The following is a 23226-nucleotide window of genomic DNA, read 5'->3' on the forward strand; positions in this document are numbered from 1 at the left end:
AGCTTGAAAGAGGTCTACGCAATGGTTCCTGTGGATCCCCACATGGTAGGCAATGTCAGCCGTTCCGGTCGCTTCCGGCAGATGCTGGCCCAGCCGTCCGCGTCGTTCCTGATGGAAGCCCATAACGGCCTGTCGGCGCGTATCGTCGAACAGGCCGGCTTTGAAGGTATCTGGGCTTCGGGACTGTCCATCGCCACCTCGCTGGGCCTGCGCGACTGCAACGAGGCCTCGTGGACCCAGGTCCTCGATATCGTCGAATACATGGCCGATGCCACATCGATCCCCATCGTGGTTGACGGTGATACCGGTTACGGCAATTTCAATAATGCCCGCATGCTGGTGCGCAAGCTGTGCCAGCGGCATGTGGCCGCGGTGTGCCTGGAAGACAAAATCTTCCCCAAGACCAATTCTTTCATCGGCGAAGAGCAGGAACTGGCCGACGTCGCCGAGTTCTGCGGCAAGATCGCGGCGTGCAAGGACAGCCAGAGCGATCCCAATTTCAGCGTCATCGCCCGTGTCGAGGCCCTGATCGCCGGCAAGGGCGTCAACGAGGCCCTCGACCGGGCCCATGCCTATGCCGAAGCTGGCGCCGACGCCATTCTTATCCACTCGAAGAAGGCCGATCCGGCGGAGATTCTTGAATTCGCCGATCGCTGGCACCACCAGCGTCCTCTGGTGGTAGTGCCCACCATGTATTACAGAACGCCGACCGAGGTGTTCGAGAAGGCCGGCGTGTCGCTGGTCATCTGGGCCAATCACAATATGCGGGCGGCCATCGTCGCCATGCGCGAGACCTGCCGCCATATCGCCACCACCCGCAGCCTGGTCGGCATCGAAGAGAAGTTGCCGACCGTCAAGGATGTGTTCAATCTGATGAATTACGACGAGTTGTTCGAGGCCGAGCGCCGTTACCTGCCGGGGGGCGAACCCGACGACGAACCGGCCGCCGGGCCGCGAAGCTGAGGGAAACGGAATTTTTGGCCTCTATCCCGAAACCAATGATAGTGACCCGATCATGAGTACCAGCGATTTGAATCTGTGGATCATCGGACCGCCGTGTTCGGGCAAGACGACACTGGCGCGGCTGGTGGTGGAGCATTTGCGGGTCCAAGGCCGGGCCGCCATGCTGGTGGACGGCGACGAGGTTCGAGATCTTTTCGACGCCAAGCTGGGTTATGACCGGGTGTCGCGTTCTCGCCAGACCATGCGGGTATTGTCTTTGACCCGCTGGATTCAGCGCCAGGGGGTGATTCCCGTGGTGGCGCTGATCCATCCCTTCGAGGCCGATCGGGTGTTCTGCCGGGCCGAACTCGGCGGCTATGCCGAGGTTTACCTGCGCTGCGACATCAAGGAGCGCATTAACCGCGACGGCAAGAAGCTTTACCTGCCGGCCATCCGGGGCGAGAAGCGCAACGTGGTCGGGGTCGACATTCCCTTCGAGGACCCCGAGCATGCCGAGCTTATCCTCGACAGCGATATTCTCGATCCTGGGCAACTGCTGACCGAGCTGGCGGCCAGGCTGTTGTCGCCCCGGAACTGAAGCAGCCGGTTCAGCTTGCGGTTGCGCCTGTGCCGAACGCATTCCGTCTGGTTCGGCGCGGCATTGGCCCGCGCCCGGCCGCCCTCTTCCCGCTCATTGGCCCAGGTCAGACGCTGATAGCCCTTGCCGCATGCAGGACCGTTCAATCAAGCCGCCGGCGAGCAAAATTTCCCCCTTTTCTGCCAAGGGGGATCGGTCCCTCTCACGGTGGTGATCCGGTTGACAAAATGACGAGCGATGACCTAATGTTCGCGCCGTGAACAAGCTTGGTGCGGAAAGAGCCTGTCGGGGCATGCCTCCCAACGAACAGCAGATCATTCTTGACCTTCTCAGCGAAGTCCATCGGGACAGCCGGGCGACCCAACGTGAGATCGCGACCAATCTGGGAATCGCCCTTGGCCTGGCCAACGGCTACCTGAAGCGTTGCGTCAAGAAGGGCCTGATCAAGGTTTCACAGGCGCCGCCCAACCGCTATCTCTATTATCTCACGCCTGCGGGCTTTTCCGAGAAGGCCCGCCTGACCGGCGACTATCTGGCGCAGTCCTTCGACTTCTTCCGCAATGCCCGCAGCCAGTGCCGTCAGGTCCTAGATGACGCCGCCCAGCGGGGCTGGCGGCGCGTCGCCCTGGTCGGCGCGTCCGAACTGGCCGAGATCATGGCCCTTTGCGCCACCGGTACCAATATCGAACTGGTCGGAGTGATCGACCCGGTGGCCCAGGGCGACCCGCTGCTGGCCGGTTTGCCGGTGTTGCCGTCCCTGGCCGCCGCCAATCGGGTGGATGGAATTGTCATCACCGCGCTGCAGGGGGCCCAGGCGGTCTACGATTCCTATGCGGCGGAACTGGGGCATCAGCGTCTGGCGGCTCCGGCGCTTCTGGGGCTGTCCACGCCCGAAAACGGGGGACGGTGATGGAATCGTGGTTCGTGGTGCATACCCACGCCAATGCTGAGAAAACCGCCGCCAGCCATCTGCAGCGGCAGCATTTCGACATCTACCTGCCGCAATATTCCAAGCGCCGCAGCCATGCCCGCAAGGTGGAGTGGGTGAAGGCGCCGCTGTTTCCCCGCTATCTGTTTCTACGCATGGACCCGGAACTGACGCCATGGTTCAGCATCCGCTCGACCGTCGGAGTGCATTCCCTGGTCTGTCGCGGCGGAATGCCGGTGCCGCTGGGGCAGATGGTTATCGATGAAATCCGCGGCCGCGAGGACGACAGCGGGCTGGTTAGCCTGGGCGAAGCGGCACCCTTCGCCTCGGGTCAGCGCCTGGAGATTGTCGAGGGGCCGCTGGCCGAGCAGTTAGGGCTGTTTCAGGGGCTCGACGACATGAACAGGGTGGTCCTGCTGCTGGATCTGCTTGGCCGGCAGGTCCGGGTGCGGGTGCCGCTGGAGGCCGTGCGCGCCGGGTCGTGACCGGCGGTATGGCACGGACGAATCCGTCGAATCAGCCCGGTGGAAGGTTTTCACCCGGACTGCGGTAGCTTGCCTGGGATATGGCTTTAACAGAGATCGCACGTGCATATCGAATCCACCGCCCTTTCCGACGTGCTGATCCTCGAGCCTCGCCGGTTCCACGATGAACGCGGCACATTTTTCGACGCCCTGAACCCGGAGATCTGCGCCGCCGTGGGCATGGCCAACGCCTTCGTGCAGCACAGCCACTCGATCTCGCGCAAGGGCACGGTGCGCGGCCTGCACATCCAGCTCCCCCGGACTCAGGGCAAGCTGGTGCGGGTGGTGGGCGGTTCCGTCTTTGACGTGGTGGCCGATGTGCGCCCGCAATCTCCCACCTTCGGCCGCCATATTCACGTGGTGCTGTCCGCCGGGAACCGTCGCATGCTGTGGATCGGCCGTGGTCTCGCCCACGGCTTCATGGCGCTGGAAGACAACAGCGAGATGATTTATGCCCTGGACGACGTCTACGATCCTGGCGGGCAATGGACTATCCGCTGGAATGACCCGGATCTGGCCATTGCTTGGCCGGATCTGGAGCCGAATTTGTCGCCCAAGGACGAAGCCGGTCTGACCCTGGCGGCGTTCAGGGCTGCTGCCATCGACGGCCGTCCGGCCGGCACCGGGGACCTATCTGGAAGGACCAACGCTAAGTGACCCAATGCCGCATTTGCAATGCGCCTATCAAGGCCTTCATGACCTTTGGCCGCATGCCCATCGCCAACGGCTTCCTGACCCCGGATCAGTTCGCCCAGGAGCACTTCTTCGAGCTGGCGCCCGCCTTCTGCCCCGAGTGCGGCATGCTGCAGATCGTCGAGCAGCCGGCCCCCGAGATGATGTTCCACGAGAACTACGCCTTCTTCTCGGGGACCTCGCGCTACATGCAGCTGCATTTCCAGCGTATGGCCGAGCAGGTGATGGCGACGATCCTGGCGGGCCGCTCCGACCCCTTCGTGGTCGAGCTCGGCAGCAATGACGGCATCATGCTCAGGAACTTTGCCGCCAAGGGCATCCGCCATCTGGGCTGCGAGCCGTCCGAGAACGTGGCCGCGGCGGCGCGCGCCCAGGGAGTCAACACCCTGTGCGCCTTCTTCGGGCGCGACACCGCCTTGAAGATCCGGGCCGAGCACGGCCCCGCCGACGTGATCCAGGCCGCCAATGTCATGTGCCATATTCCCGACCTGCATGGCGTGGCCAAGGGCGTGGAGGCACTGCTCAAGCCCGACGGCGTGCTGATCTTCGAAGATCCCTATCTGGGTGACGTCATCGAAAAGACGTCCTACGACCAGATCTACGACGAACACGTCTTCGTCTTCTCGGCCATCTCGGTCAAGAACGCCTTCGCCCGCCACGGCCTGGATCTGGTCAACGTGGAGCCCCAGGTCACCCATGGCGGCTCCATGCGCTATACCCTGGCCCCGGTGGGCTCACGCCCCGTGGCCCCCGCGGTCGAGGCCCTGCTGGCCAAGGAAGCGGCGCAAGGCTTGGACAAGGCCGCCACCTACGAACGGTTCCGCGCCAACTGCGAGACCTCCAAGCGCGAACTGGTCGCCCTGCTGACCCGTCTCAAGGACGAAGGCAAGCGGGTGGTCGGCTACGGCGCCACGTCGAAGAGCACCACCGTTCTCAATTATACCGGGATCGGTCCCGACCTGATCGAGTTCATCTCCGACACCACGCCCATCAAGCAGGGCAAGCTGACGCCCGGCATGCACATCCCGGTGAAGCCCTACGGGGACTTTACCGCCCGCTATCCCGACTACGCCTTGCTGTTCGCCTGGAACCACAAGGCGGAGATCCTGGAGAAGGAAGACGCCTTCAAGGCGGCCGGGGGGCAGTGGATCGTCTATGTCCCCTCCGTCGGAGTGGTGGCGTGATCCTGTTCTCCAATCCCGGTGCCCAGGTCCAGGCGCATCGGGCCGAAATCGATCAGGCCATCGCCCGTGTTCTCGATAGCGGCTGGTACGTGCTGGGTCGGGAGGTGGATGCCTTCGAGCGGGAATTCGCCGAATATCTGGGGACGACCCATGCTGTGGGCGTCAATTCCGGCACCGACGCCCTGGCTCTGGCCCTCCGCGCCTTGGGGATCGGTCCCGGCGATCAGGTGGCCGCGCCGTCCCATACGGCGGTGGCCACCATCGCCGCCATCGAGATGGCCGGTGCCGAGCCCCTGCTGATCGACATCGATCCGGTCCACTACACCATGGATCCCGTGGCGCTGGAGGCGGCCGTCACGCCCCGGACCAGGGCCGTTGTGGCCGTGCATCTCTATGGTCAGGCCGCCGACATGGATGCCATTCTCGGCATCGCCCGGCGCCACGGCCTCAAGGTCGTCGAGGATTGCGCCCAGGCCACCGGGGGCCGTTACAAGGGCCGGCGGGTGGGCACCTTGGGCGATGTGGGCTGCTTCAGCTTCTACCCCACCAAGAATCTGGGTGCGGTCGGTGACGGCGGCGCGGTGGTGACCGGCTCGGACGCCTTGGCTCAGAGCCTGCGATCCTTGCGCGAATACGGCTGGCGCGGCGACCGGGTCAGCCATGTGGCCGGCGTCAATTCCCGCCTGGACGAGATTCAGGCCGCCATCCTGCGGGCCAAACTGCCTTATCTGGACGCCGATAACGACCGCCGCCGGGCCATTGCCGACCGGTATGGAGCGGCCTTGGAAGGCCTGCTGGCGAGGCCGGCTCAGCGCCCTGACTGCCACCATGTTTTTCATCTCTACGTGGTGCGGACACCCGGCCGGGACGCCCGGATAGCGGCTTTGCGAGACGAGCAGGTGGGGGCCGCCGTCCACTATCTCCTCGCCGCGCATCAGCAGCCGGCCTATCTTTCGCGTCTGGCGGGCGCCGACAGGCTGCTGGAGACCGAGCGGGCGGTGTCCGAGATCATGACCTTGCCCATCTATCCCGAACTAAGCGATGCCCAGGTGGATACGGTCATCGATGCGGTCAGGAAGACCGCCCGTGTCTGAATTCTTCATCTGGGAAGGCGTCTACGACCACTACGACGATGTGGAAAAGAGCGGCGGCGGCTTCGATACGGATTTCTGGCGGGACCGCAACCGGGCCAGGATCGTTGCCGAGCTGGACACTCTCCGCAACTCCGGCCAACTCCCCGAAAGCGCCAAGTGCCGCGATTACGTGCTGCCCGTGGTCATCGCCATGGCGGCGGCGGGCCGCGAGCGTTTTCGAATCCTGGATTTCGGCGGCGGGCTGGGGAACGGCTTCGTTCCCGCGCTGTGCGACGTGGTGTCTCCCGAGCGCCTTGACTACGTCATCGTCGACAATGACCGTCTGTGCGATGCCGGGCGCTATCTGTTTCCCGAGGCCCCTGCTCCGATATTCCGGCCCGACCTGCCACCTGATCAGGAAAGGTTCGACCTGCTCCATCTCGGCAGCGTCCTGCCCTATATCAGCGATTGGCGGGGTTTGCTGACCCGTTTGTGCGGGTACCGGCCACGCCATGTGCTGCTTTCCGATCTGCTGGCCGGCGATTTCCCCGCCTTCGCCACGGCCCAGAACTGTTTCGGCGACAAGATTCCCCACTGGTTTCTCAATCTGGGCGATGTCATCGGCCAGGTTGAATCCCAGGGCTTCCGGCTGATCTTCAAGGCGCCGTTCGTCGGTACCTTCCTGGGCAAGCAGGGCCCGCTGCCCATGGACAATTTCCCGCCCGAGTACCGTCTGCAGCACGCCTGCCATCTGTTGTTCGAAAAGCTATGACCCTCTGGCAGGACAGGACCGTTCTCGTTACCGGCGCCGGCGGATATATCGGATCGGCTCTGGCCGCCGCGCTGGTCTCGGCCGGAGCCCAGGTCATCCGCCTGAGCCGTCGGGAACTGGCCCCCATGAGGGGCGCCCGGGACGTGATCGGCGACCCCCGCCGGACGGAGACCTGGAGCGGATCCGTGGTCGAGGCGGAGACCGTCTTTCATCTGGCGGGCGAGACCAGCACCTATGCCGCCCTGGCCGATCCGCCGGCCAGCCTGGAGGCGAATGTGCTGCCGCTGGCCCATCTGGCCCAGGCCTTTCGCAAGGCCGGCCGGGTTCCCGTGGTGGTGGCCGCCAGCAGTTGCACCGTTTTTGGAATCCAGGACCGTCTTCCCGTTTCCGACGGCGCTTCCGTTCATCCCCTTTCCCACTACGATGCCCATAAGCTGATGGCCGAGATGCAACTGGCCCAGGACCAGCGCGAGGGGTTCGTCAAGGGCTGCGCGTTACGCCTTGCCAATGTTTATGGCCTGGGACCGACGGGCCAGGGTGCGGTTGATCGCGGCATTCTGGACCGCATGGTGCGCAAGGCCCTGGCCGGCGAGCCCATCACTCTGTACGGCGACGGAGCGCCCTTGCGCGACTATGTCCACCTGGACGACGTGGTGGCGGCGTTCATGGCCGCCGCCCTTTCCCCGGCCTGCTGGACCGGCCAGCCCATGATGGTCGCCAGTGGTCGAGGCTACAGCCTGGCTGAGGCCTTTGGCTTGGCGGCCCGCCGGGTGTCGCTGGCCGTGGGCCGCGAGCCGGTACCGCTGGTCTCGGTCCCCTGGCCGGCTTCGGCCCATGCCATCGAGTTTCGAGATTTCGTGGGATCGCCGGATCGCCTGCGGACTCTCGCCGGCTGGGGCGCCGCCACGGAGCTGGTGGATGGCATCGACCGGACGATCCAGGCGCTGACGAGGATGCAATGAGCGGACCTATTTCGACGTCCACCCTTCATGTTTCCAGGACCCAGGTGATCAGCGATGATTCCGGCGTCCTGATGGTGGCGGAAGGCGGACGCCACGTTCCCTTCCCCATCAGGCGGACCTTTGTGGTGGCCGGTGTGGCGCCCGGTGTGAAGCGTGGCCATCATGCCCACAGGGAATGCCATCAATTGCTGATCTGTCTCGGTGGACGGATATCGGTGTCGGTTTCCGATGGTGGGGCCCCGCGGATCTTTACGCTGGAGCGGCTCGGCGACTGTCTGCATATTCCGCCTGGTCTCTGGGCGGAGCAGGTTTACGAGGAACCGGGGACGATCCTGATGGTTCTTTGCGACCAGCCCTATGACGAAGGCGATTACCTTCGCGAATTCGACCAGTTTCTGGCTTGGCGCGCAGCCTTGCCCAAGGAGGCGTGAGACGCATGAAGATCGTGGTTGCCGGCGCGCTGGGCCATATCGGCTCGGGCCTCATTCGAGGCCTTTCCAGCCATTTTCCCGGTCTTGACGTGGTCATGATCGATAATCTCTCCACCCAGCGCTATGCCTCGCTGTTCGACTTGCCGGCTTCGGGACGGTACCGCTTTGTCGAAGGCGACGTCACCACCATGGACCTGGCGCCGCTGATCACTGGCGCCGACGCAGTGGTGCAACTGGCGGCCATGACCGATGCGGCGGGCAGTTTCGACCGCAAGGACGAATTGGAAATCAACAATTTCCACGCCACCAAGACCATCGCCGAAGCCTGCCTGAAGGCGGGCGTGCCCCTGGTTCACCCCTCCTCCACCAGTGTTTATGGCACCCAGAACGAGGTGGTGGACGAAGATTGCGGCCCTGACGAGTTGGCGCCGCAAAGTCCCTATGCCGACTGCAAGCTGAAGGAAGAGGCGCTGCTGGCCGAGATGGGCAAGAGCGGCCTCAAATTCATCACCTGCCGTTTCGGCACCATCTTCGGCACCTCGCCCGGCATGCGCTTTCATACCGCGGTCAACAAGTTCTGCTGGCAGGCGGTCATGGGGCAGAAGCTGACCGTCTGGTCCACCGCCTATGATCAGAAGCGCCCCTATCTCGATCTCGCCGACTGCATCCGGGCCGTGTCCCACATCATCGGCAAGGGTCTGTTCGACGGGCGAATCCACAACGTGCTGACCGCCAATTGCACGGTGCGCCAGATCGTCGACGCCATTCGGGTGCATGTGCCCGACTTGGAGGTGGGATTCGTCGACGCCCGCATCATGAACCAGCTCAGCTACGAGGTGGCCAACCGGCGGTTCCGCGACACCGGTTTCGAGTTCAAGGGGTCGGTGGAAAGGGGAATTGAGGACACGGTCCGCCGGCTTGCCGGGGCCGGGGGGCGCACCCTTTCATGAAACCCCTGCCCGACCGGCCTCTGGTCAGCATCGTCATCGACACCTATTACCGCCCGGCCATGTTGCGCCGCGCGGTAGAGGCGGTGCGCAACCAGACCTATGATAATCTGGACATCATCCTGGTGGATAATGGCTCGACCCCGGAGACCAAGACGGTCCTGGCGGAACTCGAGGCCGCCGATCCCCGCATCCAGCTGGTTCGCTTCGCCGAGAATCAATTCAGTTGGGACGATCCCCATGTGACCATTCGCCATTGCTATAACGCCGGTCTGGCGGCGGCCAAAGGCGACCTGATCTTCCATCAGGCCGATGACGACTGGCTGGCCCCCGATTTCTTCGAGCGGATGGTGGCGCTGTTCCGAGAAAATCCCGCCTGCACCACGGCCATCGGCCTTTCCGTGGGCGTGCGTCCCGACGGCAGCGAAACCTCTGCGGCGGCCCTCAACCAGCGCCCTCGTTTCATGCCGGGACACGAGATGGCCTTGGCGGTGATCGATGGCAAGCCGGTATTCGGCAGCCCCGGCTTCTGCTTCGTCATGCGGCGTGACGTCCTGGAAGCGGCGGGTGGGTTCCACGAGAGCTTTGAGCAGCATCTTCTGTATGGCGTCGTTGCTTTTGGCGTTACCGGCTATGATTCCGGCGCCTTCATGTATTGGGGCTATCACGAGGGCCAACTGAACAAGGCCTTGCGTAAGCGAGGCTGGGTTTCTCTGGCCTACAGCCGCAGCCTGCTGGAGGGCTTTGGTCTAGAGCGGCGTTGGGCCGATGCCTTCGGCGCTGCTGCAGCGCGAAAGGTTACGGTGTTCATCGAAACGAAAGCCGTGAGAACTGCGGCCGACGTGTTTGCGGGCAACTTCGCTGAATTACGCCCAGCCTCAGCTTGGCGCGCTATGAGAGACAGCGCTCGTTATCTCGGCTTCTGGAAGGCTCTGCCCGGTAAGTTGTGGGCGGAAAAGCGTTTGTTCGCGGCAAATTTGGTGAGGTTCGCCGGCTTGAAGCCGATGTTGGACCGTCTGCGTGGACGAGGAGTTTAAGGCGCCTATGAAGACGGAAAACCCAAAGGGCGGTTGGCGTGTTCTGGTGACGGGTGGGGCCGGTTTCATTGGCTCGGCCCTGGTGGGTCAACTGCTGGGCACAGGCCATTTGGTTGTCACCTTCGACAAGCTGACCTATGCCGGCCATCTGGCCAATCTCGACGGCTGGCTGGATCACCCCAACCATTCCTTCGTGCAGGGCGACATTGCCGAGCGGGCACAGGTCGAGGCGGTGGTCGAGCAGTTCCAGCCCACCGTCATCATGCATCTGGCGGCGGAATCCCACGTGGACCGGTCCATCGCCAGTGCCGGCGAGTTCGTGCGGACCAACGTTCTTGGGACCTTCACCATGTTGGAGGTGGCGGCCGCCTATCGGGTCCGGCTCGACGGCGATGCGCGGGAGACGTTCCGCTTCCTGCATGTGTCCACCGACGAGGTGTTCGGCAGCCTTGAGCCCGGCGAATCGTTTGACGAGAATTCCCGCTATCAGCCCAGTTCGCCCTATTCCGCCACTAAGGCGGCGTCGGATCATCTGGCGCGGGCCTGGAGCCACACCTACGGCCTGCCCGTGCTGGTGTCCAACTGCTCCAACAATTACGGCCCGCGGCAGTTTCCCGAAAAGCTCATTCCGCTGATGATCCTCAATGCGATCGAGGGCAAGCCGCTGCCTGTCTACGGTGACGGCTGCCAGGTTCGCGACTGGCTTCATGTGGAGGACCACGCGCGTGCGCTGGCGACCATCGTCGAGCGCGGCCGTCCCGGCGAGGTGTACTGTGTCGGCGGAGAATCGGAGCGCACCAACATGGAGGTCGTGCAGACGCTTTGCGACCGTCTCGACGCTCTCCGCCCCCGTATCGGGGGCCGCTCCCACGCCGAGTTGATCCGCCATGTCACCGACCGGCCGGGTCATGATCGCCGCTATGCCATGAATATCGCCCGAATTCGCGCGGAACTGGAATGGAGCCCGCGGGAAACCTTCGAGAGCGGCCTGGCCAAGACCGTCGAATGGTATCTGGCCAATGGGGATTGGTGCGCCAAGGTGGTGGAAGACGCCGCCGCCCGCCTGCCCCGCGCCCTGGCCCGCAAGACCGATGGCACCTTGTTCGAACGAAAGGCCTCCGCGTGACCCGTCTTCCCACCAAAGGCATTGTTCTCGCCGGCGGCACCGGTACCCGGCTGCATCCGCTGACCCTGGTGACCAACAAGCATCTGCTGCCGGTTTTCGACAAGCCGATGATCTATTATCCGCTCACCACCCTGATGCTGGGCGGCATTCGCGACATCTTGATCATCTCCACGCCGGAGGACCTGCCGCGCTTCGAGCGTCTGCTGGGCGATGGTCGCCGCTGGGGCATCAGCCTCAGCTATGCCGAACAGCCCAAGCCGGCCGGTCTGCCCCAGGCTTTCCTCATCGGCGAGGACTTCATCGATGGGGCGCGCGTCGGCCTGATGCTGGGCGACAATATCTTCTACGGCCACGGGCTGCCTCCGCTGGTCCAGCAGGCGGCCGAGGGGCGCGGGGCGACGGTGTTCGCCCATACGGTGCGTGATCCCGAGCGTTTCGGCGTGGTGACTTTCGATGCCGCCGGAACCGCCATCTCCATCGAGGAGAAGCCCAAGGCGCCCAAATCCAACTGGGCGGTAACTGGGCTTTATTTCTACGACGCGGATGTCTGTCAGGTGGCCGCCACGTTGAAGCCGTCGGCCCGCGGCGAACTGGAGATCAGCCATCTCAACAGCGTCTACCTGGAGCGGGGCGGGCTTTCGGTGGAGTTGCTGGGTCGCGGCATCAGCTGGCTCGACGTGGGCACGCCCGAGGCGCTGGCCACCGCCAGCCAGTTCGTCCACACCATCCAAAGCCTGCAGGGCACCGGCGTCGCCTGTCCCGAAGAGGTCGCCTATCGCATGGGCTTCATCGATCGTGACGCCCTGGCCGACCTGATCCGGCCCGTCGCCACGTCGCAGTATGGGCGCTATCTTCAGGGCCTTCTTGATCATGTGGGTGCCCCTTGAACGGTCTTTCCCGCATCATTTCCCTGCTTGACGTTCAGGCGCGGCGGCAATTCGCCTTGCTGGCCGTCATGACCCTGATCGGCGCCTTATTCGAAGCCATGGGCGTCGGGCTTGTCTTTCCGTTTATCAAGATCATCACCGATCCCAACTGGATATACGGATTTAGCTGGATGGCGACCCTGACCGAGTGGCTGGGGCCGCTGGAGCATCGGGATGTCATGCTGGCAGCGGGATTGGGGCTGATTGTCCTGTTTGTGGTGAAGAACGCCTACCTGATGTGCTTCTACCTTGTTCAATATACCATCAGCTTTGGCAATGTGGCGCGTTACAGCACCCGATTGCTGGCCCACTATATGGCGTCGCCCTATTCCATGCATTTGGAGCGTAATTCGGCGGAGATGATCCGCAATGTTCGCGTACTGCCGCAGGACCTGTTCAACGCCTTGATCGCCGTGCTGAGCCTGAGCACCGAGACCTTGGTAGTGTGTATCATCGGAGGGGCCTTGCTGGTCATCGAGCCTTTGGCCACGCTTACCGCCGCCGCGCTGCTGATCGGGATGACGGGGATTTTCTATGCCGTTGCTGGCCGGCTGTTGCACGGATGGAGCGCAGAACGGATGCGGAGCAGCATGGCTGTGGAACTGGCGGCGCAAGAGGCGCTGAACGGCGTCAAGGACAGTCGGGTTCTCGGGCGCGAGGCTTTCTTCGTCAACCGCTTTGCCCGCCAAAGCGAGCAGGTTGTCCGGCTGCAGCGCTCGATCCAGGCGGTTTCGCAGGTTCCGCGTCTTTCGGTGGAAGTGTCCATGATGATCGGGATGATCGTCCTGATCTTGATCATGGCATGGCGTGAGGGCGGATCGGTGGACCTTCTGCCCAAGCTGGGAGTGTTCGCCGCGGCGGCATTCCGGCTGATGCCCTCGGTCAACCGCATGACCCTGGCCCTCACCGAGTTCAAGGTCAGCAGCGCTCCTCTTGAAGCCTTGATCCATGACATGCTCGACAGTCCGACCCAGGTGGTTTCCGGTTATCCCGCCGCTCGCCCAGAGCTTCGTTCGGCGCTGGAACTGAAGAAAGTCAGTTTCCGATACCCCGATGCCGCCGAGGCTGCCGTCACCGATGTGGACCTGCGGATCGAAAAGGGAGACACCATCGGTCTGGTGGGGCCGTCCGGCGCTGGGAAAAGCACTCTTGTCGATATCATCTTGGGATTGCTGATACCGTCGGACGGTAAGATCTTGCTGGACGGTAGGGAGATCAAAACCGGAGGTGGCTGGCACGGGGCGGTGGGCTATGTACCGCAAAGCATCTTCATCACCGACGATACGGTACGCCGCAATGTCGCCTTCGGCATGGCCGACGACGAAATTGACGAGCAAGCCGTGCGCCGCGCACTGGCCCAGGCCCGATTGGATGAGTTCATCGAGGAACTGCCGGAAGGACTGGACACCAGACTGGCCGAGGACGGAATCCGCCTGTCCGGTGGTCAGCGCCAGCGGATCGGCATTGCCCGAGCCCTGTACCATGATCCCGATCTGCTGGTGCTTGACGAGGCGACGTCCGCGCTCGATCCCATCACCGAGCGCGAAATCAGCGCCGCTGTTGAAGCCTTGCATCGGAGCAAAACTGTCATCATCATCGCCCACCGGCTCAGTACGGTCCGCCACTGCGACCGCCTGCTGATGATCAATCGTGGCCGTATCGCAGACAGCGGAACTTTCGACGAGCTTCATGCCAGGAACGCCGATTTTCAGAAACTGGTCGCGGCCTTGGCGCTGACCACCTCGACCCCATAGGAAATGCTCAACGTGACGAACGCCTCTCCCTCACTTCACTGTATCGTCACCGGTGGTGCCGGTTTCATCGGCAGCCATCTCATCGATCGTCTGCTGGCAGATGGGCACCGGGTCTCGGTCATCGATAATTTCGCCAATGGGCGAGAGGAAAATCTGGCTGATGCCCTGGCATCGGCGCCGGACAGGCTCGTGATCCACCGTGCCGACGTGGCGGATGCCGACCTTATCAGGCCGCTGTTCGTCGGGGCGGACCGCGTCTTCCACCTGGCCGCCATGGCCGATATCGTGCCGTCGATCCAAAATCCCATGCTTTACCATCGAGCCAACGTGGATGGCACCATCGCGGTGCTGGAGGCGGCCCGCGCCGCCGGGGTCAAGCGTTTCGTCTATGCCGCCTCGTCGTCGTGCTACGGCATTCCCGAGACCTACCCCACCCCGGAAACGGCGCCGCCCTCGCCCATGTACCCTTATGCCTTGACCAAGTGGGTGGGCGAGCAGTACGTGATGCATTGGGCTAAAACCTACGACCTGCCGGCGGTGTCGCTGCGGCTGTTCAACGTCTACGGCCCGCGTCATCGCACCGCGGGAACCTATGGTGCCATGTTCGGGGTCTTCCTGGCCCAGAGGCTGGCAGGCAAGGCCTATACCGTGGTGGGCGACGGCAGCCAGACCAGGGACTTCACGTTCGTGGCCGACGTGGCGGACGCCTTCGTTACCGCGGCAAACTCGGATGTCGGCGGCGAGATCTTTAATGTGGGCTCCGATGGAACCTACAGTGTCAATCGTATCATCGAGATTCTCGGCGGCGACAAGCTGCATATCCCCAAGCGGCCGGGTGAGCCCGATTGCACCTGGGCCGACATCGCCAAGATCAAGCGGACACTGGGCTGGAAGCCTAAGGTTCCCCTGGAGGAAGGGGTCAGAATCCTGTTGCAGCATATCGACGGCTGGCGGGATGCCCCGGTGTGGACGCCCGAGACCATCGGTGAAGCCACCCGCGATTGGTTCAAGTATCTGGGCAAAGACGCCAACGGCTGACAGTTAGAGATTATCGCACATGAGCAACGACACTTCTTCCCTGCCGCTTTCGGCCCGTGACAAGGTCCAGTCCGTCGAGTCCCTGGCGGCGCGTGCGGTCGAGGCGCGTGCCGCGGGTAAGACCGTGGTCCTTTGCCACGGTGTCTTCGATCTGGTCCATCTGGGACATGTCCGCCATGTGGAGGCGGCGCGGCGCGAAGGCGATATGCTGTTCGTCACCCTGACCGCGGACCGATTCGTCAATAAGGGTCCGGGCCGCCCCATCTTCTCGGAGAATATGCGTGCGGAGATGCTGGCCGCACTGGGCTGTGTCGATGGCGTCGGAGTCAATCATGCCTCCAGCGCTGAGGCGGTTCTGGAGGCCATCAAGCCTGACATCTACGTCAAGGGCAGTGACTACGAGAATCCCGAGGAAGATATCACCGGCAAGATCAACTCGGAGCGCGAAGCGGTCGAGCGCCACGGCGGCCGGATCGTTTTCACCAAGGACATCACCTTCAGTTCGTCCTCGCTGATCAACCGCTATCTCGACGTCTACGACCCCCCCCTGCGCGACTGCCTTAACTCGCTTCGTGAGCGGAATGCCCTTGAGGACATTCTCGACCTGATCGAGAAGGTTAAGGACATGAAGGTCCTGCTGGTGGGCGACACCATCATGGACGAGTACCAGTTCGTGACGCCGCAGGGTAAGGCGCAGAAGGAAAATATCATCGCGACCCTGTTTCAGGGGCGAGAAGAGTATGCGGGTGGTGTGATCGCCGCCGCCAACCATGTGGCGAGCTTCTGCCGCGAGGTGGAGGTCATCACCGGCCTGGGCGAGGCCTCCGACGAGGAGGCGTTCATCAAGTCCAGTCTGCGCGAAAACGTCCGCTTGACCTCGGTCGCCATGGTCGGGCGTCCGACCACGCGCAAGACCCGCTTCGTCGAATCCAATTACGTGCGCAAGTTGTTCGAAGTTTACTTCATGGACGACGTGCCGCTGGCGAATATGGAGGCCATGCAGCTGAACAGGCTCATTGCCGACCGCGCCCCGGAATTCGATGTGGTCATCGTCACCGATTTCGGCCATGGCCTCGTCGGACCGTCCACCATCGACGCATTGGTCAAGCATTCCCGCTTTCTGGCCGTCAATGCGCAGACCAACAGCGGCAATTTCGGCTTCAATATGATCACGAAGTATCCGAAGGCCGATTATGTTTGTATCGACGCCCCGGAGGCCCGGCTGGCGGTCGGTGACAAGTTCTCCGATATTCGCGACGTGGTGGGCACCATGTTGCCCAAGCGGATCGAATGCCCCCGCATGATCGTCACTCACGGCGGGCACGGTTGCTATACCTATGACTGCGCCACCGAGATGCACCGCATCCCCGCCTTCACCAAGCAGGTGGTGGACACGGTGGGCGCCGGCGACGCGTTTCTGGCGGTGACCAGTCCGCTGGTGGCGGCGGGTGGTTCCATGGAGCATGTGGGCTTTATCGGCAACGCCGCCGGGGCCATGAAGGTGGGCATCGTCGGCCATCGCAAATCGGTGGAAAAAGTGCCGCTGGTGAAGTTCGTCACCGCCCTGTTGAAGTGATCTTCGAGGAAGACCCAAGAATGACTCAGACCTGGAACGTGTTGGTGACCGGCGGAGCCGGCTATGTGGGTAGCGCCCTGGTGCCCAAGCTGTTGGCCGAGGGTCACAAGGTCACTGTCCTCGACCTGTATCTCTATGGCGAGGATCTGTTCGCCGATCTGCGCGGTCCCAATCTGCGCGAGGTCAAGGGCGACATCCGCGACATCAAGGTGGTCGAGGACGCCTTGAAGGGGTGCGACTGCGTCATTCATCTGGCGTGCATCTCCAACGACCCGTCCTATGATCTTGATCCTAATCTGGGCCGCAGCATCAACTACGACGCCTTCCGGCCTATGGTGCGGGCCGCCAAGGCGGAGGGCGTCAAGCGGTTCATCTACGCTTCGTCGTCCTCGGTCTACGGCGTCAAGGACGAGCCGGAGGTCACCGAGGACCTGCCGCTCGAGCCCCTGACCGACTACTCCAAGTTCAAGGCCCTGTGCGAGCAGGAGCTGGAGGCCGAGCGCCAGCCGGGATTTACCGTCTGCACCATCCGCCCCTCGACGGTGTGCGGCTATGCCAAGCGCCAGCGCCTGGACGTGGTGGTCAACATCTTCACCAATCAGGCGGTCAATAACGGGAAGATCCGCGTCACCGGCGGTCCGCAGAAGCGCCCGAACATCCATATCGACGACATGGTGCGCTGCTATCTGCACCTGCTGCAGCAGCCGGCCGAGAAGATCGACGGCAAGATCTGGAATGCCGGCGACACCAACTTTCCCATCTCCGAACTGGCGGAAATCGTCCGCAAGGTGGTGGGACAGGTGGAGATCGAGACCCTGCCGACCAACGATCCGCGCTCCTATCACGTGTCGGGCAAGAAAATTCGGGACGATATCGGCTTCGAGCTAAAATACACCATCGAGGACGCGGTGCGCGGCCTAGTCGAGGCCATGAAGACCGGAAAGCTGGTCGATCCGCTGAACAACCCGATGTACTTCAACATCAAGCGCATGCAGCAGGTGAGCCTGAAATAGGGGCCGCCCGGTGCTGATCGGCATCGATTTCGACAATACCCTGGCCGGCTACGACCACGTCTTCGTGGCCGCCGCCGGAGGGCGCGGCTGGCTGCCGGCAGGGTTCGAAGGCGGCAAGCGCGCGGTCCGCGATGCGGTCCGGGGCTTGGCGGATGGCGAGCTCAAGTGGATGGAGTTGCAGGGCGAGGTCTACGGCCCGCGCATGCCCCAGGCCGAGCTGATCGAGGGCGCCGACCGCTTCCTGCATCGCTGTCGGGCCGGGGGTGTTCCCGTGGTGGTGGTCAGCCACAAGACCGAATTCGGCCATTTCGATCCCACCCGGACCCGGCTGCACGATGCCGCCCGTGCCTGGATGACGGCCAAGGGCTTCTTCGAGCCTGGGGGCTTCGCCGTGGCCGATGCCTTCTTCGAACCGACCCGCGCGGGCAAGATCGCCCGTATCAAGGCTCTGGGCTGCGACGTCTTCATCGACGATCTGGAGGAAGTGCTCCTGGACCCCGGCTTTCCCTCCGCCTGCCGCCGCCTGCACTTGGCCGGGGCGGCTGCCGGCCTTGGCCATGGGCCGTTTGCCAGTTATCCCGGCTGGGCCGAAATTCATGACGCCGTCTTCCCTCCCAGCTGAGGACACCGCCGCGCTGGCGGCCCTGGTGGCGCGCCTCACCGGGCTTGCGGTGTCCGCTCTGGTGCGCGGCGGTCAGGGCGGCAATAACCGGCTGTACCGTGCCGAGACGCCGGATGGTCCCCTGGCGGTGAAATGCTATTTCCGCCATCCGGGCGATACGCGTGACCGTCTGGCCGCCGAATTCGCGGCTCTCCGCTATCTGGGGGAGCACGGTGTCTCAAACGTGCCGAGGGCCCTGGTCGCTGATCCGCAGGCGGGTGTGGCTGTCTACAGCTGGATCGATGGCGGGCCGCCGCTGACCCGCCAGCCAGGCGACATGGCGCTATTGGCGGGTTTTGTCGCCATCTTGCGGAATCTGTCGTCGCGACCGGACGCAAGGGCTCTGCCTCTGGCTTCCGAGGCCTGCCTGTCCGCGGCGGAACTGACGGCCCAGGTGGAGAGGCGTCTGGTGCGCCTGAACAGCGCTGCCGGTGCCGCCGATTCCCGGGTGGCGTCCTTTCTGGACCAGCAGCTTGGTCCGGCCGTTGCGTCGGCGGTCTCGGCGGCACGCGGCGAGTATGACCGGCTCGGCTGGGATTTCGACGCCGATCTGGCCGCCGAGCGGCGGAGCCTCAGTCCGTCCGACTTCGGGACCCATAACGCGCTGCGTCGCGCGGACGGCAGTCTGGTGTTTCTGGATTTCGAGTATTTCGGCTGGGACGACCCGGTCAAGCTGGCGGCCGACACTATCCTCCATCCCGCCATGGTACTGGACGGGGCCGAGCGTTCGGAGATCAGGGCCGCCTTCATCGCCCTTTATGGCGCCGACGAAGGCTTCGCGGACCGCCTGCAAGCATTGTTGCCGCTTTATGCCCTGCGCTGGGCACTGATCGTCCTCAATCCTTTCCTGCCTGAGCGCTGGGCCAGACTTTCCTTCGCCACAGGCGCCGAGCGCGACAAGGTGTTGCGGGCGCAGCTGGCCAAGGCCCGGCGCTTTGTCGCCATGGCGGTCGACGGCTTGGACATTGACGACGAAGCAGCGTTCAGACTATGAACCCTCTTTACTTTTGCGGAGCCCAACCATGACTCATGCGGTCCCAGTGCCGGCCCTTGACGAGCGTTCAAGGCATTTGCGTCGGCTGGTGATCCAGGCGCTGGATGGCGGCGGCCGCGGCCATCTCGGCTCGTCCATGTCTTTGATCGAGATCGTGCGGGTTCTCTACGATGACGTGATGAGCCACCGCCCGGCCGAACCGCGTTGGGAGGGCCGGGATCGCTTTATCCTGTCCAAGGGTCACGGTTGCCTGGCGCTTTACGCCATCCTGGCGGACAAAGGTTATTTCCCTGAGGTCGAGCTGGTGCGCTTTTGCCGTGCCGGCACCTATCTGGGTGGCCACCCGGAGGCCGGCAAGGTCCCCGGTGTCGAGGCATCGACCGGTGCGCTGGGCCATGGCCTGTCCATCGGTGTGGGCATGGCGCTCGGCTTGCGGATCAAGAAATCGGCCGCCCGGGTGTTCGTCGCCATGGGCGACGGCGAGATCAACGAGGGTTCGGTGTGGGAGGCGGCCATGGCTGCCGGTAAGCACGGCCTCGCCAATCTCACCGCCCTTGTGGACTTCAACAAGATCCAGTCCTACGGCTTCGTTTCCGAGGTCCAGCCGCTGGAGCCGCTGGCCGACAAGTGGCGGGCTTTCGGGTTTGCCACCCAGGAGGTCGATGGCCACGATCTTGCGGCTTTGCGCCGGGCTCTGGGGACCCCGGATCCCGAGGGGCGGCCCAGGGCGCTGATCTGTCATACAGTCAAGGGCCGCGGAGTGCCGTTTGCCGAGAATGATCCGGCATGGCATCACAAATCCAAGATTCCGGCGCCGCAGATCGCCGAAATGTATGCCGCGCTGGAGACGATCTGATGCGCAAGACATCCCTGGACATGGTTCATGAGTTGGCCCGCCGTGACGCGCGGGTGGTGTTCGTGGGCTCCGACCTTGGCGTCGGTACCCTCGGCGCCATGAAGAAGGAGATGCCCGAGCGTTTCTTCATGGAAGGCGTGGCCGAGCAGAACATCATCGGCATGGCCGCCGGCATGGCCATGGAGGGGTTCATCCCCTACGTCAACACCATCGCCACCTTCCTCACCCGCCGCTGCTTCGAGCAGGTGGCGGTGGATCTGTGCCTCCACAAACTGCCCGCGCGGCTGATCGCCAGCGGTGGCGGTATGGTCTACGCCCCTCTGGGGCCGACGCACCTCGCGGTCGAGGACATGGCCATCATGCGGGCCTTGCCCAATATGACGGTGGTGGCGGTCAGCGATGCCGACGAGATGGTCCGGCTGATGGAACAGAGCCTCGACTGGCCGGACCCCATGTATATCCGTCTGGGCAAGGGCGGCGATCAGGTCATTTCGCGCTCTGACGACGACTTCCGCATCGGCAAAGCCATTGTGCGGCGATCCGGCGGCGAGGTTCTGCTGGTGTCTACCGGCATCGCCACCACCCAGGCTCTGGCCGCGGCCGAATCCCTGGCGGCCCAGGGCATTCCGTGCCGGGTGCTGCACATGCATACCATCAAGCCGCTGGATACCGAGACCCTGCGGGCCCAGATGGAGGGCGTGCGGCTTGTCGTCACGGTAGAGGAGCACTCCGTCGTCGGCGGTCTGGGAAGCGCCGTGCTGGAAGCGCTGGCTGACTTCGACATGGCCCGCCCGCCCCGTGTCCGCCGCCTGGGCATCCCCGACGCCTTCGTCAAGGACTACGGTTCGCAAGAGCATCTGCTGGCCAGTTTTGGTCTGGACGCCGAGGGCATTGTGCGCACCGTGAAGACCGGGCTGGAGGGCTTGTAATGGCGCAAAATCCTGGAAATATCTGGATCGCCGGCCTGTCTTCGGCGGGAAAATCGACCCTGGCCCGCCTTTTGGTCAATCGCCTGGAGGAGCGCGGTTATCCGTGCATGCTGCTGGACGGCGACGAGGTGCGGTCGGTTTTTCCCGAACGGCTCGGATACGACCCGGAGAGCCGTCGCCGCCAGACCGGGCGGGTAATGGCTCTGGCCAAGCTGATCGCCCGTCAGGGCATCTTGCCCATCGTGGCGATCATCCATCCCTTCGAGGAGGACCGGCGCCGCTGCCGCGAAGAGCTCGAGAACTACGTCGAGGTCTATCTGCGCTGTCCGATCGAAGAATGCCGTCGCCGCGATACCAAGAGCGTTTATGCCGAAGGTGCCGACGCCCATAACGTCGTCGGCGTCGACATTCCCTATGAAACCCCCACCAATCCGACCGTGGTCTTCGACAGCGGGACGCATTCGCCTGGGGAAATGTTGGAAGAGCTGTGGGAAGTCGTGCAGGAACGCATCCTTCCCCGCTATCCTTTGCGTATCGTCAAAACAGGGGTCTAGTCATGTGCGGAATCTTTGGTGGAGTTGGGGTGACCGTCGACGAGGCCAAGGCCTGTCTCGGCAACATCCGGCGCGGCAATGACGGCATCAAGGTCAGCCAGTATGGCGATGTGGTGCTGGGGAGCCGTCGCCATCTGGTCAAGGAATCCCACAAGGCCGGCGTGGTGGCCGGTGAATCGGATCAACCCTATGAATCGGCCGATGGCCGCGTCCGTCTGGTCTTCAACGGCGAAATCTTCAACTTCGCCGAGCTGAAGAAGACCATGTCGGCTGAAGGTGTCGGCTTCGACACCGACGGTGATACCGAGGTATGGCTGCGCCGCTACGAGGCCATGGGACCGGCTTTCGTCGACGATAACCTGACCTATGATTCCATGTTCGCGGTGGCCGTTCACGACGAGAACCGCAACCAGTTGCTGATCTCCCGCGACTGGCCGGGCCGGGTGCCGCTGTTCTATTTCCATGACCGCGAGCGCCGCATCTTCGTGTTTTCCAGCGAGCTCAAGGGGATGAAGCCGCTGGGCTGGATGAACCTGGACCTGCCGGTGGAACTGGTGCCTGGTCATCGCGCCATCCTTGACCTCGACACCTTCGAGCTGAAGATCGAGCAATATTACAAGCCGACGCCGCGCAAGAGCACCGCCGAGCTGTTGAATGTCGGCCTGGAGCTGCACCGCCGGCTGAAGCGTTCGGCCGCCAACCGCACCATGGGCGATGTGCCGATCTGCACCATGCTGTCGGGCGGCATCGACAGCCTGATGACGTCCTATTACGTCTTTTCCAGCATCGACTTCGAGCGTGTCAGCTACAAGCCGGTCTCCTACGTCTTCGCCATCGACAACTACGTGTCCGAGGACGTCCGCCGCGCCCGCATCGCCGCCGAGGGCTTCAAGGCCATCGGCCTCACGCTGAAGGAGGTGCGGGCTCCGGGCGCCCAGGTGGTCGAGGATCTGCCCGACATCATCGAAACCTTCGAGATGCGCAAGATCAAGGCGCTGTCGGTCTATCCGCTGCCCATCTACTACTACCTGGCGCCCGTCATGCACCAGGACGGCTTCAAGGTGACCATTGGCGGGCACGGTGTTGACGAGCTTCTGGGCGCCTACGACGCCTGGAAGGAGCTGAAGGCCACCCATGACGTGCAGGTGCGGGTGCAAAGCCGCCTGATGTTCATGAATGCCATCTACGAAAATATGATGCGTCGCGCCTCGATCATTTTCATGAATCGCGGTCCCATCGAAGCGCGCTTCCCCTTCCTGGAAACCCAGGTGGCGGAGTACACCCTGGGCATCGATCCCAAATGGCTGGGGCTGACCCCCAAGAATGCCGAACTGATGCTGGAACTGGTCAACGAGCGCGTGCCGGCCCATGGCGGCTGGACGGATCAGCTCCGTGACACCTGCGCCTACATCACCCGCTATCTCGATAACGGCGGCCATCCCGAGGACGTTTCGCCGGAAACCGCCTACGAGATGGAGAAGCTGTTCTGGAAGTTCCCGCTAATCGTCGCCGGCATGCACGCCGCGGCCGAGTCGTGGCTGCCGGTGCACACATTGTTCAATCCCAAGCTGCGCGGTCAGCATGGTGCCGGCCTGACGTCGCTGGAATCCATGATTACCGAGCGGTATCGTGATCTCGGTAGCAATGATGCCGAAATCTTCAAGTCCATGGTTGACCGCGCCTTTAACCTGAATCCGGCAGCATAATC

24 protein-coding genes are annotated in these 23226 nt (G+C 63.3%); all 24 read left to right on the plus strand.

Going from position 1 to position 23226, the window contains the following annotated elements; all coding sequences use genetic code 11:
• Positions 1–42: 42 nt before the first annotated feature.
• The 24 genes from aepX (at position 43) to XM1_RS04255 (ending at position 23224) form a co-directional block, all read left to right on the plus strand.
• Positions 43–963: a phosphoenolpyruvate mutase gene (gene aepX, locus XM1_RS04140; protein ID WP_231920685.1), complete on the plus strand. Its 921-nt coding sequence runs from the start codon at positions 43–45 to the stop codon at positions 961–963.
• 52 nt (positions 964–1015) lie between these two features.
• Positions 1016–1540: an adenylyl-sulfate kinase gene (locus XM1_RS04145; protein WP_068430191.1), complete on the plus strand. Its 525-nt coding sequence runs from the start codon at positions 1016–1018 to the stop codon at positions 1538–1540.
• A gap of 292 nt (positions 1541–1832) precedes the next feature.
• Complete coding sequence (locus XM1_RS04150) at positions 1833–2450, plus strand: winged helix-turn-helix transcriptional regulator (protein ID WP_068430193.1); 618 nt, start codon at positions 1833–1835, stop codon at positions 2448–2450.
• The gene (locus tag XM1_RS04155) at positions 2450–2953 is read left to right on the plus strand and encodes a transcription termination/antitermination protein NusG (protein WP_068430195.1); all 504 of its coding nucleotides are present in this window, start codon (positions 2450–2452) and stop codon (positions 2951–2953) included. The genes XM1_RS04150 and XM1_RS04155 overlap by 1 nt, the downstream gene beginning before the upstream one ends.
• A gap of 102 nt (positions 2954–3055) precedes the next feature.
• Complete coding sequence (gene rfbC, locus XM1_RS04160) at positions 3056–3649, plus strand: dTDP-4-dehydrorhamnose 3,5-epimerase (protein ID WP_068430198.1); 594 nt, start codon at positions 3056–3058, stop codon at positions 3647–3649.
• On the plus strand, positions 3646–4869 hold the full coding sequence (locus XM1_RS04165) for a class I SAM-dependent methyltransferase (RefSeq protein ID WP_156428638.1): 1224 nt from the start codon (positions 3646–3648) through the stop codon (positions 4867–4869). The genes rfbC and XM1_RS04165 overlap by 4 nt, the downstream gene beginning before the upstream one ends.
• A complete protein-coding gene (locus XM1_RS04170) occupies positions 4866–5963 on the plus strand; it encodes a DegT/DnrJ/EryC1/StrS aminotransferase family protein (protein WP_068430201.1) in 1098 nt (365 codons plus the stop codon). Before XM1_RS04165 ends, XM1_RS04170 begins: the two co-directional genes overlap by 4 nt.
• Entirely contained in the window at positions 5956–6714 is a 759-nt protein-coding gene (locus XM1_RS04175; RefSeq protein ID WP_068430204.1) for a methyltransferase, TIGR04325 family, read from the plus strand. The genes XM1_RS04170 and XM1_RS04175 overlap by 8 nt, the downstream gene beginning before the upstream one ends.
• Positions 6711–7676, plus strand: a complete 966-nt coding sequence (locus XM1_RS04180) for an NAD(P)-dependent oxidoreductase (protein WP_068430206.1) — start codon at positions 6711–6713, stop codon at positions 7674–7676. Before XM1_RS04175 ends, XM1_RS04180 begins: the two co-directional genes overlap by 4 nt.
• Positions 7673–8107 (plus strand): FdtA/QdtA family cupin domain-containing protein, encoded by a 435-nt coding sequence (locus XM1_RS04185; RefSeq protein WP_068430209.1) that lies wholly within the window; start codon positions 7673–7675, stop codon positions 8105–8107. Before XM1_RS04180 ends, XM1_RS04185 begins: the two co-directional genes overlap by 4 nt.
• A gap of 5 nt (positions 8108–8112) precedes the next feature.
• Positions 8113–9057 (plus strand): SDR family oxidoreductase, encoded by a 945-nt coding sequence (locus tag XM1_RS04190; protein ID WP_068430211.1) that lies wholly within the window; start codon positions 8113–8115, stop codon positions 9055–9057.
• Entirely contained in the window at positions 9054–10091 is a 1038-nt protein-coding gene (locus tag XM1_RS04195; RefSeq protein ID WP_068430214.1) for a glycosyltransferase family 2 protein, read from the plus strand. Before XM1_RS04190 ends, XM1_RS04195 begins: the two co-directional genes overlap by 4 nt.
• 7 nt (positions 10092–10098) lie before the next feature.
• Positions 10099–11217, plus strand: a complete 1119-nt coding sequence (gene rfbB, locus XM1_RS04200; RefSeq protein WP_068430217.1) for a dTDP-glucose 4,6-dehydratase — start codon at positions 10099–10101, stop codon at positions 11215–11217.
• A complete protein-coding gene (gene rfbA / locus XM1_RS04205) occupies positions 11214–12104 on the plus strand; it encodes a glucose-1-phosphate thymidylyltransferase RfbA (protein ID WP_068430220.1) in 891 nt (296 codons plus the stop codon). Before rfbB ends, rfbA begins: the two co-directional genes overlap by 4 nt.
• On the plus strand, positions 12101–13897 hold the full coding sequence (locus tag XM1_RS04210) for an ABC transporter ATP-binding protein (RefSeq protein ID WP_068430222.1): 1797 nt from the start codon (positions 12101–12103) through the stop codon (positions 13895–13897). The genes rfbA and XM1_RS04210 overlap by 4 nt, the downstream gene beginning before the upstream one ends.
• Before the next feature lie 3 nt (positions 13898–13900).
• A complete protein-coding gene (locus tag XM1_RS04215) occupies positions 13901–14935 on the plus strand; it encodes an SDR family oxidoreductase (RefSeq protein WP_068430225.1) in 1035 nt (344 codons plus the stop codon).
• 19 nt (positions 14936–14954) lie between these two features.
• The gene (locus XM1_RS04220; protein ID WP_068430228.1) at positions 14955–16511 is read left to right on the plus strand and encodes a PfkB family carbohydrate kinase; all 1557 of its coding nucleotides are present in this window, start codon (positions 14955–14957) and stop codon (positions 16509–16511) included.
• Between the two features lie 20 nt (positions 16512–16531).
• Positions 16532–17524 carry an NAD(P)-dependent oxidoreductase gene (locus XM1_RS04225; RefSeq protein ID WP_068430231.1) on the plus strand — a complete coding sequence of 331 codons (993 nt, stop codon included), beginning with the start codon at positions 16532–16534 and terminating at the stop codon, positions 17522–17524.
• Between the two features lie 10 nt (positions 17525–17534).
• On the plus strand, positions 17535–18146 hold the full coding sequence (locus XM1_RS04230) for a hypothetical protein (protein ID WP_068430234.1): 612 nt from the start codon (positions 17535–17537) through the stop codon (positions 18144–18146).
• Entirely contained in the window at positions 18121–19179 is a 1059-nt protein-coding gene (locus tag XM1_RS04235; protein ID WP_068430237.1) for a phosphotransferase, read from the plus strand. The genes XM1_RS04230 and XM1_RS04235 overlap by 26 nt, the downstream gene beginning before the upstream one ends.
• Positions 19180–19207: 28 nt before the next feature.
• Positions 19208–20035, plus strand: a complete 828-nt coding sequence (locus XM1_RS04240; protein WP_068430240.1) for a transketolase — start codon at positions 19208–19210, stop codon at positions 20033–20035.
• The gene (locus XM1_RS04245) at positions 20035–20964 is read left to right on the plus strand and encodes a transketolase family protein (RefSeq protein ID WP_068430243.1); all 930 of its coding nucleotides are present in this window, start codon (positions 20035–20037) and stop codon (positions 20962–20964) included. Before XM1_RS04240 ends, XM1_RS04245 begins: the two co-directional genes overlap by 1 nt.
• Positions 20964–21518, plus strand: a complete 555-nt coding sequence (locus tag XM1_RS04250) for an adenylyl-sulfate kinase (protein WP_068430246.1) — start codon at positions 20964–20966, stop codon at positions 21516–21518. Before XM1_RS04245 ends, XM1_RS04250 begins: the two co-directional genes overlap by 1 nt.
• 29 nt (positions 21519–21547) lie before the next feature.
• Entirely contained in the window at positions 21548–23224 is a 1677-nt protein-coding gene (locus XM1_RS04255; RefSeq protein WP_068430249.1) for an asparagine synthetase B, read from the plus strand.
• Positions 23225–23226: the final 2 nt, after the last annotated feature.

Source organism: Magnetospirillum sp. XM-1 (assembly GCF_001511835.1).
In the GTDB taxonomy this organism is placed as follows: Bacteria; Pseudomonadota; Alphaproteobacteria; order Rhodospirillales; family Magnetospirillaceae; genus Phaeospirillum.

Coding starts and splice junctions, on each gene's coding strand:
- aepX (WP_231920685.1), top strand. CDS start 43: ATGGTAGGCAATGTCAGCCGTTCCGGTCGCTTCCGGCAGATGCTGGCC.
- XM1_RS04145 (WP_068430191.1), top strand. CDS start 1,016: ATGAGTACCAGCGATTTGAATCTGTGGATCATCGGACCGCCGTGTTCG.
- XM1_RS04150 (WP_068430193.1), top strand. CDS start 1,833: ATGCCTCCCAACGAACAGCAGATCATTCTTGACCTTCTCAGCGAAGTC.
- XM1_RS04155 (WP_068430195.1), top strand. CDS start 2,450: ATGGAATCGTGGTTCGTGGTGCATACCCACGCCAATGCTGAGAAAACC.
- XM1_RS04180 (WP_068430206.1), top strand. CDS start 6,711: ATGACCCTCTGGCAGGACAGGACCGTTCTCGTTACCGGCGCCGGCGGA.
- XM1_RS04185 (WP_068430209.1), top strand. CDS start 7,673: ATGAGCGGACCTATTTCGACGTCCACCCTTCATGTTTCCAGGACCCAG.
- XM1_RS04190 (WP_068430211.1), top strand. CDS start 8,113: ATGAAGATCGTGGTTGCCGGCGCGCTGGGCCATATCGGCTCGGGCCTC.
- XM1_RS04195 (WP_068430214.1), top strand. CDS start 9,054: ATGAAACCCCTGCCCGACCGGCCTCTGGTCAGCATCGTCATCGACACC.
- rfbB (WP_068430217.1), top strand. CDS start 10,099: ATGAAGACGGAAAACCCAAAGGGCGGTTGGCGTGTTCTGGTGACGGGT.
- XM1_RS04215 (WP_068430225.1), top strand. CDS start 13,901: ATGCTCAACGTGACGAACGCCTCTCCCTCACTTCACTGTATCGTCACC.
- XM1_RS04220 (WP_068430228.1), top strand. CDS start 14,955: ATGAGCAACGACACTTCTTCCCTGCCGCTTTCGGCCCGTGACAAGGTC.
- XM1_RS04225 (WP_068430231.1), top strand. CDS start 16,532: ATGACTCAGACCTGGAACGTGTTGGTGACCGGCGGAGCCGGCTATGTG.
- XM1_RS04235 (WP_068430237.1), top strand. CDS start 18,121: ATGACGCCGTCTTCCCTCCCAGCTGAGGACACCGCCGCGCTGGCGGCC.
- XM1_RS04240 (WP_068430240.1), top strand. CDS start 19,208: ATGACTCATGCGGTCCCAGTGCCGGCCCTTGACGAGCGTTCAAGGCAT.
- XM1_RS04245 (WP_068430243.1), top strand. CDS start 20,035: ATGCGCAAGACATCCCTGGACATGGTTCATGAGTTGGCCCGCCGTGAC.
- XM1_RS04250 (WP_068430246.1), top strand. CDS start 20,964: ATGGCGCAAAATCCTGGAAATATCTGGATCGCCGGCCTGTCTTCGGCG.